Raw genomic sequence first — 12,839 nt, forward strand, 5'->3', positions numbered from 1 at the left:
CAATTCAATCAGCTACTGTCTGTACTGCATTTTTAAAGAAATATAAGCACTTCTAAAGCTTTTAATCTTGTGTATGATAGTTTGGTCACACTAGGATTAAAAGCTTTTCTTATATCTTCATTATCTTCTAGGTATTTAGTCGTAGTATGCTCTACACAGTCCGTTGCAGTAAAAGTTAGTACCATAGACTCATGTTTTTTATAATCAAATCCATTACTATATTAAGTGTAGAGAGACAAAGGAGGAATTAACAACATGATTATCTACAAGCAAAATATAGAAAACGGTATCCCAATATACGAAATCATTACAAAGACCTTCAAGACGATTACGGTAAAATTCGATGAAACGTTTAGTAAAACTGACATCTATCCATTGCTCTCTCTACTAGAAAGTGACGTTGATAACATGAATTAAGTTATTCATCACATTTCAAAAATTAAAAAGTGTTTTTCCTAATTGAGATCGAACACAGATGAATATTTCAAAATCTTTTTTTAAAGTTAAAATGCCCCTAATACTCAAAACTTTAAAAAGTCATTAATGATTCAAAAGCTCACCCTAATAAAATAGCGTTAATGTTAGTCCAAAATTGTCCCCTTTTGGAAACTTGGAGAGAAACTTTAAGTTATACTAACATTAACGCTATATCTTTATAATATTGTTTCTTTTTTAACACCTATGGTGGGTTATCAACGGTTAAATAAATAATTATAAATCAGTATGATTACTTTTTTTAGTAATAACTATTTTTTCTTCACCATTTAAACCAAAGACGTTTATTTCATTATGACTCACTTTTTTGAAGGTCACTTCTTCATCTATATCTATAGTCCTTTTATACTTAACATTAAATTGTGTCCACTCTATTTGAAAATACGCTAATACACAATCCACTACCAGTTGACCAGGAACAATGGTTGAATGAAGCTCATTTTTATCATTAACAAGTCGAAGGTAATGACTTACTTTATCATGACTAAACTTCATCATTTACCTCCTTTTTTATAAATGTTTGCCTAATAAATATACATTGTCTATTATCTTTATATATTTTTAAATCGTAGATATATTGGATATATGTTTTAAACTTTTTCGTACTTTTATGTGTTAAGTACCCCTCATATTTTAGCCTACATTTTAATGATTCAAATTCTTCACATGTTGTTCGCACAAGAAGAATATTTTCTTGTTGAAACTTTTGGAACAACTTAAATTTTGGCCAAACGTTTGCACACATGAGTGAAGGCACCACACCTTTATACGTTCTTTCAACTACTTCGCAATACGCTCTTACTTCTTGTTCATTAAAATATATTTCTATTTTCTCACAAGCTCCATCGTTCGAAGAGTATCGCATTCCCCATTCCTCCTCCAATCCCCATCGTAGCAACTCCCCGCTTCCAATGTGTCATATTTAATAACCTAGTGATTAATGCTACGCCACTTGCGCTATAAGGATGACCAGACGCAATGGCTCCCCCCCACTGATTGACTTGATTAATATTTAATTTTAACTCTTGAATTGAAGCTAAAACTTGTGAACTAAATGCCTCATTAAGTTCTAATGTATCAATGTCACTTATTTTTAAATTTTGTTTTTTAAGTAATTTTGTTACGGCAGGCACTGGTCCAATACCTAGTCGTTTCGGATTGACGCCTATTGTCACAGCATCTGTAAACATCATTCCCTCTGATATGCCGTATTGTAATGCCGTTTCTTGATTCATAACGAGTGCAAGCGCAGCGCCGTCATTTTTCATACAACTATTTCCAACCGTTACTGTTCCGTTAGCTAGTAAAGGACGTAATCGATTTAATCGTTGTTCAGTAAGTGTTGGCTTAATACTTTCATCTTTATCAAATAAATGACCTTTGATGTTTAAAGGTACAATTTCATTACTTATACTTCCATTCTTATAATATTGATGTGTGAGATGATGACTACGTATCGCAAAGGTATCTTGTTGTTTACGCGTAATATGATAATATTGCGCAACATTTTCAGCCGCCTCTATCATACTTGGATCTTGACCTTTTGGTGCAAAAGAAGCACGCTCATAAAATTCTGGTAATTGGGTATCATACACTGATTGAGGCCGTTTAATCTTCCAAGGAGCACGACTCGTGCTTTCTACTCCTCCAGCTATATAAATATGACCTGCACCCGCTTGAACCATTCGACATGCATATATAATACTTTCTAACCCTGATCCACATTGACGGTCCATTGTAACACCTGGAATACTCTCAGCTAGACCTGCTTCTAATAAGGCTTTACGGGCAATATTTCCACCATTACCTACGATATTTCCAATCACTACATCATCGATATCAGGTATTATTTTAGGAAAAGTTGAATTCATTTCTTCAAATAAGGGCATGAGTAATGTTTCAGGTTCTAAATGTTTCAATTTCCCACCATATTTGCCAAAAGGTGTACGCTTCGCCCATATAATGACCGGTTGGTTCATCATTTAAAGTCTCCTTTTACATAGGCAGTACGCATTTTATTTCGAGCAACTTTGCCACTTTGGGTATATTGCATACTGTCTACTTTTATAAATTTGGAAGGTACATCATATCGTGATAGAACTTTCATAATATGTTGTCTCACAGTTTGGTACTCAAGTTCTATCGATCCTGTATATAGTAAAACAGCTATTTCACCAAAACGTGGATGCGGTTCTCCTATAACAATTGCTTCTTCTACGCCATCCATATTTTTTATCATTTGTTCAATAATTTGAGGATAAACATTTTTACCTCCAATAATTAATCGTTCATTTTGACGACTCACTAAATATAATTGATTATCTTTAATATAAGCGTAATCACCTGTTTTAATCCATGTTTCAGGCAATACGACAGATTGATTTACATACCCAGAGAATATCATATTACTTTTTACATTTAATAACCCTATATGATTCTTGTCTTTTTCCTCTAAACCAATCGTTACATTTTGAAATATGTATCCCACTGAATCAATAGAAGCTTTACGGTTAATGTTATAACTAATAAAACTTGCTTCTGACGTTCCAAAAAATTCAATAATATTAGCATGCTGAAATGTTTGGGCTATACGCTTAAACAACGAAGAAGAGAGTTTCGCCCCACTACTTAAAATAGTCGTTAAATGTAGGTGATCGTGATTTATTTTTGTTATTGCATGTAGCATTGTTGGAACAAGAAATAATGCACTATTTGTTGTTTGTTGTTTCATTTTGCTAACGAGCTTAGTCGCATTAAAACGGGTTTGTCCAATAAATGTTCTCCCTGTATATAACGCATAAATACAAGTGTATAAAGACAATGAATGTGCAAGTGGTCCCGGTGCTACAAGTATGTTTTCTTTATGACGAAGTAGCTTTTCATTTTCTTTGTATGACGCAAGCCAAGATGGTTCATTTCGATAATATGCTTTAGGTAACCCTGTTGTCCCAGATGTAAAACCAATATGTAATAGTTGATGGACTTGTGACTGCTCATGTAAATATGTAGGATATGTTTCAGAATACTTTGTCTTTATCAGTCTATGTTGTTCATCAACAAGATAGTCAATATGATACGTTTCAATCAGTTGATGAATTGTTACTTCAGACCATTGATCATCTAGAAAACAAGGAATACTTCCTTGCTCTAATATTGCAAAATAATTCAACATATTATGTAAAGGACTTTTACTTAACAATCCTACTCGGGACCCTTTCGGTAAATGCATGAAGACTGATTTTAATTGCTGTATTTCTGTATAAAGTTGTTGATATGTCAATACATCTTCTTCGAACGATAGCGCAATCATATCTGGTTGTTCTATTGAATAGTGATTTAATTTATTTAGTATTTCTAGCATATGACCCTCTCTAAATGTTAACTAGATTAATTATTATATTAACATTATATGAAAAATAACACATAAAAAAATCACTCAAATATATTCATCTGAACGATAATATATTTGAGTGATGATTTTTATTCTAAATTAGCATGATTGTCTTGCATTGCTTCTTCATTAATATTAAAGGCATCCATTAATCCAATCACGACACTATCTAAAAAGATGAGTGAAGATTGTTCAAATAGACTACCTAACGGCTGTTCAGAGCCTTCTGCTTCATGTTTCGTTCCTGCAGGTAAAGCAATCACTGTATCAGCGACATCGCCAATTTTAGATTCTTTTTTAGTTGTTATTAAAGCAATTTTAGCACCAACTGAATGTGCCTTTTCAGCTAATAATCTTAGGTGCTCTGTTGATCCAGAACCGGAAATAATAATTAATAAATCATGCTCTTTAATAGATGGCGTTGTTGCTTCACCTATTGCAGATGCATCTTTTCCTAGTTGATTCAAACGCATTGCAAAGCTATTAGCAACATATCCAGAGCGACCTTTACCAGCTGTAAAGATACGAGATGCGCCAACCACTTCATTTGCAAAACGTCCATAATCATTATCCTCTAGATGTGATAACGTGTTATCTATTTCTTCAAGAATTAAATGATAATTGTTAAAAGTTGGCATTTTATTTACCTTCAATCGCTTCACGACATTGTTTAGCTGCTTCTACAGGATCATCTGCGTTAGCAATACCGCCACCAACAATAACTAAATCAGGTTCTTCTGCTACAATTTCTTTAATTGTTTCAGGTTTAATACCACCAGCTACGGCTACTTTAGAATTTTTAATGACTGATTTAACTGTACGTAAGCTTTCTAATGGAGATTGTCCTTCAGCTTGTAAATCATAACCAGTATGAACAGCGATATAATCAGCGCCCATTTCATCTAATTCTTTCGCACGTTTTTCTAAATCTTGTACAGCAATCATATCAACTAACAATTGTTTACCATGTTTATGTGCTTCTTCAACCGCACCTTTAATTGAAGCATCTTCTGCAACACCTAAGATAGTTACAACATCTGCGCCAAATTTAATAGCTTGGCTTACTTCATAGTCTGCTGCATCCATAATTTTTAAATCAGCTAACACTTTCGCATTATTGATATTTTCATTTAAATGTTGAACAGCTGGTAATCCTTCATTAATAACGATAGGTGTACCAATTTCTACGATATCCACATACTCTTCAACTTTTTTAGCTAATTTTGCTGCTTCTTCTTTATTTAATAAATCGATTGCTAATTGTAATTCCATTACAAACTTCCTTTCGTATCATTGTCATAGTAGTATAGATACCCATGTTAAATATTTTTAAACATTTAAATCACTTCGAATTATTTTCTTTCATTTATAAATAAATTGAGCATAGGTGTACAATTCAGTCGTTCTTTTTAGTAAAATAGATAGATACACACATTGTATGGTTGCAAGGAGTGAACATGTTGGAACCCATTAAAGCTGAAGAAGTACAACGATTATTAACTACATTTGAAAACAAACCTGTCTATTTGCATGTTGAAACGACGAATGGTGCATATGCTAATCATTTTGATCAACGTGTGTTTAATGCAGGTACGTTTTTACGAAATATACAAGTCACATATGAACATGCGCAACTAAAGGGCGGAGATAAAGACCCATTTCGTGTTGGGTTGAAACTTCGTGATGGAGGTTGGGTATATGTGCAAGGCCTGACTCACTATGAAATCAATGATAATAATGAATTTTTAATAGCTGGATTTAATTACGAAGGACAGTTGGCTGCAACGATTGAAATCAGTGAACAGCCATTCACAGTATAGAGGAGGAAGATTCATGAAAGATGAAAGACATGTACTAATGATATTTCCACATCCCGATGATGAAACCTTCTCATCTGCTGGGACGATCGCAAGTTATATTGAAAACGGGGTGCCTGTCACTTATGCCTGTCTCACATTAGGACAAATGGGACGTAATTTAGGCAATCCCCCTTTTGCGACAAGAGAGTCACTACCTTATATTCGCGAAAAAGAATTAGAAGATGCTATGAAAGTGATTGGTATTACTGATTTACGTAAAATGGGTTTAAGAGATAAAACAGTAGAATTTGAGCCACATGAGCAAATGGATGATATGGTAAAAACATTGATTGAGGAGACAAATCCATCAGTGATTATTTCATTTTATCCAAAATTTGCTGTACATCCAGACCATGAAGCAACAGCTGAAGCTGTCGTAAGAACAGTAGGACGTATGCCTAAAGAAGAGCGTCCAAGACTTCAACTCGTAGCATTCAGTAATGATGCACCGGATATTTTAGGAGAACCTGATATATTAAATGACATTAGTCAATATAAAGAGATTAAATTAAAGGCGTTTGAAGCTCATAAATCTCAAACAGGTCCTTTCTTAAAACAATTAGCTAGCCCTGAAGTTGGCGGAGAAACACAAAGTTTTCTAGAAGTCGAACCTTATTGGACGTATCATTTCGACAATTATAATAATTAGAGGAGGTACAATAAACGAATGACTGAATTTGATTTATCTACTCGAGAAGGTCGCTGGAAACATTTTGGTTCAGTAGACCCTATCAAAGGTACAAAACCTACAACTAAAAATGAAATGACTGACTTACAAAGTACACATAAAAACTTCTTGTTTGAAATTGAAGAAGTGGGTATTAAAAATTTAGTATATCCTGTTAAAATTGATCAATTTCAAACAGCAGGTACATTTAGTTTCTCAACAAGCTTAAATAAAGATGAAAAAGGTATTAACATGAGTCGTATCTTAGAAAGTGTTGAGAAACATTATAATAATGGTTTAGAACTTGATTTCGATACACTATATCAAGTATTACGTACATTACAAGACAATATGAAACAGAATGCTGCGGGGGTAGACGTTTCAGGTAAATGGTTCTTTGATCGTTATAGTCCTGTAACTCATATCAAAGCAGTAGGTCATGCTGATGTTACTTACGGTTTAGCAATTCATAAAGATCAAGTAACGCGTAAAGAACTTACCATCACAGCTACTGTAACAACACTTTGTCCTTGCTCTAAAGAAATTAGCGAATACTCTGCTCATAATCAACGTGGTGTTGTAACAGTGAAAGTGTATTTAGATAAACATTCTGAAATGACAGATGATTACAAAGAAAAGATTTTAGATGCAATGGAAGCAAATGCAAGCTCTATTCTTTATCCAATTTTAAAACGTCCTGATGAAAAACGCGTAACAGAACGTGCATATGAAAATCCACGTTTCGTTGAAGATTTAATTCGTTTAATTGCTGCAGATTTAGTAGATTTTGACTGGATTGATGGCTTTGACATTGAATGTCGAAACGAAGAATCCATTCACCAACACGATGCTTTCGCAAGACTAAAATATAGAAAATAACATTAGAATTTATAAATGAAAACAAGTTACAATCGAGGAAGATTGTAACTTGTTTTTTACATTGCGTTAAATATATCAAGCTCTTTAATATTATGTTGTGCTATAATATATATGTAAATTACAATTGAATGCAAAATATTAATAAATAAAGGAGTAAATAGCATATGCCACTTACAATTAAAGAATTACACGATATATTAGGGGGGGAATTATATGATGCAAAGAATAAAGAAAATAATATAATAAATAACTTTGAAAACTGGTTTCCTTTTATACATAATAAAAACACAGCATATATCTCTCCAAACAAAAAAACTTGGCGCCGTTTTGGAAGATCGCCAAATGCTAAAGAAGGAAATGAATATATTAGGAAAGATAAAGAAGATCTTGGACTAATAATAACCGAGCATTACGTTTCTAATATGTCTTATAAAATTCCACAACTTGTTGTAAAAGATTCTGCACAAACCTTAAGTAACTTAGCTGAAAAAATGAGAATACAATATAAAAATCCAGTAATAGCAATCACTGGATCAATGGGTAAAAGTTCTACAAGAATGCTTATTAGCGCTGGTTTAAAAGATTATATGCCATTACAGAATAGATATAATAATAATATTCGTTCAGCAGTATATTTATTACTATGTAAATTAATTAGACAACCAAATTTTGCTGTTTTAGAAGTCTCATTAAATGCATTAAATGCTGTAGGAAACTCTTCTTATTTAATCAAACCGAATATTGCTATTGTTACAGGTATAGGCGCTGCTCATATGTCTACTTTTAAAGATATTTTAAATATAGTAGAAGTTAAAGCAAGTATTTTTGATGGATTAGATTCTAATGGTATTGCAATAATAAACAAAGATACTTTACATTCTGATATTTTAATTAATCGTGCTAAAGAAAACACTAAAAATGTTATAACATATAGCACTTCAGATTCAAATGCAACTATATATCCAAAATCTATTGAATATAATAAAGGATTCACTGATATAACTGTCGAATTTGAGGGAAATGAATATACTTATCGAATTAATTCAATAAGTAATGGAATGGTTGAAAATTCTCTAGCTAGTTTTGCTGCTTTAACTCAATTGAATATACCTTTACAAAAAGCTTTAGATAACTTAATTACATTTAAACCATTTGAAAAAGTTTTAAATTTAAAAGAAATAAAAACTTCAAAGTTTCGTGTTAACTTAATTGATGACACACATAATGCTTCATTACCAGCTATGATAAATGCAATAAAAGCTTTTGACACTCAAACCAAGTTTTTTAAAGGGAATAAAATTATTGCAATTGGAAAAATTAGTGATTTAGGTAAACATTCTAGAAAATTACATTTACAGCTTGTTAATGTACTTGAAAATAGTAATGCTGATTATATTTTATGTATGGATGACGATCTAAAAGGAGTAGTAACTAGAGTTAAAAACAAACATATAACTTGGTATTCTAATAGATTTTTGATGGAACAAGATTTATTATATCTATGTAATAATGATTCAATAACATTATTAAAATCTTCTGCAGGAGGAACTGAGTTCCCTAAGCTTGCTAAAGATTTATCCAATAACTTACTTACTTATCAAAAAGATAACTCTAACAGCTCATTGTTTGATGGCCAATCTATAAATGGTCGTAGTTATATTATTGTTAATAATAATGACTATAAAATTATTGAACAATATAATTCTGAGAATTCTTCTACTATTGAAGGTTTAGGCCCAATTTTTAATTACTTAAAAGGTATAGATGATAATATAAAAAATGAAACAGTTACTATAGGGAATTGGGCAACTAATAATAATATATATTATGAGGGAAAAGAAACAAGCACTTATAATTTGATGAAAGATATGTTGAATTCACCTATGTATTCTCCAACTTATGAATTATCTAAGTATTTATTCAAAAATGGGCTACATAGAGATGAATATATAAACTCTATAATAAAAAAACTAGATTTATCTAATTCTGTTGCTATCAATTTAACTGGTAGACACACAATAAAAGAACGTCAAAGTTTTACAGTTAATGATTTATATTCAATTCTTAAATCATATAAAGACAATTTATTTAAATTCTCTAACAAAATTATTATAGGAAGAAAATATAAAAGTGGCATAATAAAAGGAGATAAACAATCGATTATATTTACTTCTTATCCTTCAGTTAAAACGATTGAGACACTTTTTCACTCTAAATATTAAGAATAAAGGAGACCAATAGTGATATATTCAGTAGGAAATAATTTAGGTCGTAAATTAACTGGTATAGAAAAAGCAATGATTAATAGATTAAATCTATTTAAAAAAAATTCAATTTCAAATAAATTGATATTTGTTTCATGGTCACCAAGGCTTTATTTACACGCTCAACTATTAAAAATCAATCAAAATGATGTTTTTAGTTTATACGATGTACTTCAAGACAGTTTAAATGTTAAAGAAAAATATTTTAATTGGATAAACTATTGGGAAAATGATTGTAACTATACTCTTAAATACGTTGTAGATACCAATGATATCAAAATTTATAAAAATGGATTGTATAAAATGTACGTTCATTTCGTAGATTCAAATTATAATATTTTAGATTATATTAATTATTTTGATATAAAACAACGTAAAATTCGTAGAGATTTATATGATACTAGAGGTTTTTTAAGTTGTACTAAAGTTCTAACAACTAATCAGAAAGTTGTTATGGAACAATATTATTCACCTAGTAAGAATGTTAAATTTGAAAAATATTATAATCCAGAAGATAAAATTCCTAAAGTACAATCTATAATATATTATGCATCTGATGGAATTAAATTTTTTGAAGATAATAATTCATTATTATCATTTGCGATAGAAACATTATACGAATCTGGAGACTTATTTTTAAGTGATAAAAACATTAAAACCTCTCCTATTTTTAATAAATGTAACATTAAAATACCAGTTGTAGCAATATTGCATAGTACTCATGTTAAAAACATTAACAACGTTTATGATTCAGAAATTAAAAACACGTATAAACCTTTATTTAATAATTTAACAAGATATTCTGGAATAATAGTGTCAACTCAACAACAAAAAATCGATGTATCTATTAGAATAAATAATGTTATTCCTGTTTATACTATTCCAGTAGGTTATACTGAAAATAGTTCTTTTAATAATGAAAACAAAAATTTAACAGATTCAAATAAAATTATTTCTATAGCTCGATATTCTCCAGAAAAACAATTAGAACATCAAATTGAACTTATCTCTAAACTAGTAAAAGATTTTCCTAGTATTCAATTACATCTATATGGTTTTGGTAATGAACAGAAAAAATATGAAACTTTAATTAAGAATTTAAATTTAGAAAATAATGTTTTTTTACGTGGCTTTATTCAGGATTTAGATCAAGAAATAGAAACTGCATATTTGTCTTTAATAACTAGTAAAATGGAAGGATTCAATCTAGGTCTATTAGAAACAATAGCTAAAGGTATTCCTCCTATTGGCTATGATTCAAAGTATGGCCCTTCAGATCTAATTATAAATAAAGAAAATGGTTTCTTAATTAGTAAAAATGATAAAGAAAAATTATATCATTGTGTAAAAGAACTACTATATAACGTTAATTTGAGAAATGAATTTTCTAAGGCTTGTAAAAAACATGCTAACAATTTTAATGAAAATAAAGTTATTGATAAATGGCAACTTTTTTTAAAATCTATTTTAGGTTAATTACAACTATAAATAGTTAAACTAATACTTCTTTTAGATTAGTCATTATATATATAAATTAATTGACTGAGTTATTCCATGAAGTTAATATGGTTAAATAAACAATTAAATAACTAAAAGAAGAGGCTAGGACATAATTCCTAGCAAAATAGCCAGTAAATGATTTTTTATAAATTCATTTACTGGCTTCTTTATTTACAATACTTCGTATTGTTGGCTCGCTTTCTTAGGAGACAGCTTCAGCCTGTAGTCTTCAGCTTGTCCTATTCCCTTAAGAGTCTCGCCAAAATACTTTTTTAAAAAAAGGCCCTTTCGTATAATTTAATAAACACTAATAAACTAAATTAACGAGGTGCCTTTGCCTTATGTATAAAGATTATAATATAACTCAACTTACTCTACCAATGGCCCCACAAATAATATTTCACGACATGTCAATGATATTGTAGAAACAATTCCTAAGACTGAATTCGATGAATTCAGACATCATCGTGGCGCAACATCATACTATCCAAAAATGATGTTAAAAGTCATTCTATATGCCTACACATAATCTGTGTTTTAAGGACGTAAGATAGAAAAATTACTTAATGATAGCATCCCAATGATGTGACTATCACAAAATCAAAAGCCTTCTTATAAAACGATTAATCGATTTAGAGTCAATCCAAAAGTAGATGCTTTATTAGAATCATTATTTATTCAATTTCATAGTCAGTGTTTGAAACAACATCTTATAGATGATCAGGGCATTTTTATTAATGGTACGAAAGTTGAGGTGAATGCCAATCGATATACATTTGTATGGAAAAAGAGTATTCAAAACCATGAGTCAAGGATAAATGAAGATTTTAAAGCACTCTATCATGAATTGGTAACAAATAAAATCATACCTGAGATTAAAAAAGATCATGATAATAACTTAACAAAAGAAGAAATAGATTTGATTGGTAGTCATTTGGATAAAGAAATCGAAGATTTAAACCAACATATCGATAATGAAAAATGGACTAAAATAAGAAAACAAATACGGCTCAAAAGAACTAAAATTAAAAAATACAAAAAGCAAATTAATGATTACTCTGAGCGAAAGTATAAATACGAAGTCCAAAAATCTATTTTAAAGGATAGAAATAGTTATTCTAAAACAGATCATGATGCCACCTTTATGAGAATGAAAGAAGATCATATGAAAAATGGACAACTCAAGCCAGGTTATAATTTACAAATAGCGACAAATTCTCAATTCGTTTTATCTTATAATGTGTATCAAAATCCGACTGATACAAGAACAATGATACCATTTTTAAATTCAATTCAAGAGACCTACGGTCATTTACCTAAATATATTGTATCTGACGCAGGTTATGATAGAGAACCCAATTATAGATGATTTTAATCGAACACCGCTTATAACTTATGGTATGTTTATAAAAGATAAAACTAAAAAATATAAAAGTGACATCTTTAATACTCAAAATTGGGATTATGACGAAATTAACGATGAATACATTTGTCCAAACAAAAAGCGATTAGGTTTTAAAAGATATGCCTATCGTCATGATAAATATGGTTTTAAACGGGACTTTAAATTATATGAATGTGATGATTGTTCAGAATGTCTTTTGAAACACCAGTGCATGAAATTCAATTCAAAAACAAATAAAAAAATAATGAAAAATTATAATTGGGAATATTTTAAAGCCCAAATTAATAAAAAGCTTTCAGAACCAAAAACAAAAACCATCTATAGTCAAAGAAAAATTGACGTGGAGCCTGTTTTTGGATTTATGAAGGCTATTTTGGGT

12 protein-coding genes and 1 pseudogene are annotated in these 12,839 nt (G+C 30.3%); 7 read left to right on the forward strand and 6 right to left on the reverse strand.

Going from position 1 to position 12,839, the window contains the following annotated elements:
* Positions 1-255: 255 nt before the first annotated feature.
* On the forward strand, positions 256-417 hold the full coding sequence (gene vraX, locus HMPREF2881_RS11800) for a C1q-binding complement inhibitor VraX (protein ID WP_037555673.1): 162 nt from the start codon (positions 256-258) through the stop codon (positions 415-417).
* A 294-nt stretch (positions 418-711) separates the two neighbouring features.
* On the opposite strand, the gene HMPREF2881_RS03980 is transcribed toward vraX, so the two are convergent.
* The 6 genes from HMPREF2881_RS03980 to hxlA all read right to left on the reverse strand — a co-directional run bounded on the left by HMPREF2881_RS03980 (position 712) and on the right by hxlA (position 5,158).
* Positions 712-990, reverse strand: coding sequence for a hypothetical protein (locus HMPREF2881_RS03980; protein WP_002488040.1), 279 nt, complete (start codon positions 988-990; stop codon positions 712-714).
* A complete protein-coding gene (locus HMPREF2881_RS03985; RefSeq protein ID WP_017176054.1) occupies positions 980-1,360 on the reverse strand; it encodes a hypothetical protein in 381 nt (126 codons plus the stop codon). The genes HMPREF2881_RS03980 and HMPREF2881_RS03985 overlap by 11 nt, the downstream gene beginning before the upstream one ends.
* On the reverse strand, positions 1,329-2,474 hold the full coding sequence (locus HMPREF2881_RS03990) for a thiolase family protein (protein WP_002488037.1): 1,146 nt from the start codon (positions 2,472-2,474) through the stop codon (positions 1,329-1,331). The genes HMPREF2881_RS03985 and HMPREF2881_RS03990 overlap by 32 nt, the downstream gene beginning before the upstream one ends.
* The gene (locus HMPREF2881_RS03995) at positions 2,474-3,856 is read right to left on the reverse strand and encodes an AMP-binding protein (RefSeq protein ID WP_002488045.1); all 1,383 of its coding nucleotides are present in this window, start codon (positions 3,854-3,856) and stop codon (positions 2,474-2,476) included. The genes HMPREF2881_RS03990 and HMPREF2881_RS03995 overlap by 1 nt, the downstream gene beginning before the upstream one ends.
* A 119-nt stretch (positions 3,857-3,975) precedes the next feature.
* A complete protein-coding gene (gene hxlB, locus HMPREF2881_RS04000) occupies positions 3,976-4,524 on the reverse strand; it encodes a 6-phospho-3-hexuloisomerase (protein WP_002488041.1) in 549 nt (182 codons plus the stop codon).
* 1 nt (position 4,525) lies between these two features.
* On the reverse strand, positions 4,526-5,158 hold the full coding sequence (gene hxlA / locus HMPREF2881_RS04005) for a 3-hexulose-6-phosphate synthase (protein WP_002455709.1): 633 nt from the start codon (positions 5,156-5,158) through the stop codon (positions 4,526-4,528).
* A gap of 185 nt (positions 5,159-5,343) precedes the next feature.
* Between hxlA and HMPREF2881_RS04010 the strand changes: the two genes are divergently transcribed.
* The 6 genes and pseudogenes from HMPREF2881_RS04010 to HMPREF2881_RS04035 all read left to right on the forward strand — a co-directional run.
* Positions 5,344-5,706 (forward strand): YojF family protein, encoded by a 363-nt coding sequence (locus tag HMPREF2881_RS04010; RefSeq protein WP_002488035.1) that lies wholly within the window; start codon positions 5,344-5,346, stop codon positions 5,704-5,706.
* Positions 5,707-5,719: 13 nt separating this feature from the next.
* Positions 5,720-6,394, forward strand: a complete 675-nt coding sequence (gene bshB2 / locus HMPREF2881_RS04015; RefSeq protein ID WP_002488042.1) for a bacillithiol biosynthesis deacetylase BshB2 — start codon at positions 5,720-5,722, stop codon at positions 6,392-6,394.
* A gap of 18 nt (positions 6,395-6,412) precedes the next feature.
* Complete coding sequence (gene folE2 / locus HMPREF2881_RS04020) at positions 6,413-7,291, forward strand: GTP cyclohydrolase FolE2 (protein ID WP_002488038.1); 879 nt, start codon at positions 6,413-6,415, stop codon at positions 7,289-7,291.
* 164 nt (positions 7,292-7,455) lie between these two features.
* A complete protein-coding gene (locus HMPREF2881_RS04025; RefSeq protein WP_002488047.1) occupies positions 7,456-9,513 on the forward strand; it encodes a Mur ligase family protein in 2,058 nt (685 codons plus the stop codon).
* Positions 9,514-9,531: 18 nt separating this feature from the next.
* On the forward strand, positions 9,532-11,031 hold the full coding sequence (locus HMPREF2881_RS04030; RefSeq protein WP_002488034.1) for a glycosyltransferase family 4 protein: 1,500 nt from the start codon (positions 9,532-9,534) through the stop codon (positions 11,029-11,031).
* Positions 11,032-11,396: 365 nt separating this feature from the next.
* Positions 11,397-12,839 (forward strand): annotated as a pseudogene (locus HMPREF2881_RS04035) (IS1182 family transposase); the annotation flags it as partial.

This window comes from Staphylococcus sp. HMSC057A08 (genome assembly GCF_001812925.1).
In the GTDB taxonomy this organism is placed as follows: Bacteria; Bacillota; Bacilli; order Staphylococcales; family Staphylococcaceae; genus Staphylococcus; species Staphylococcus hominis.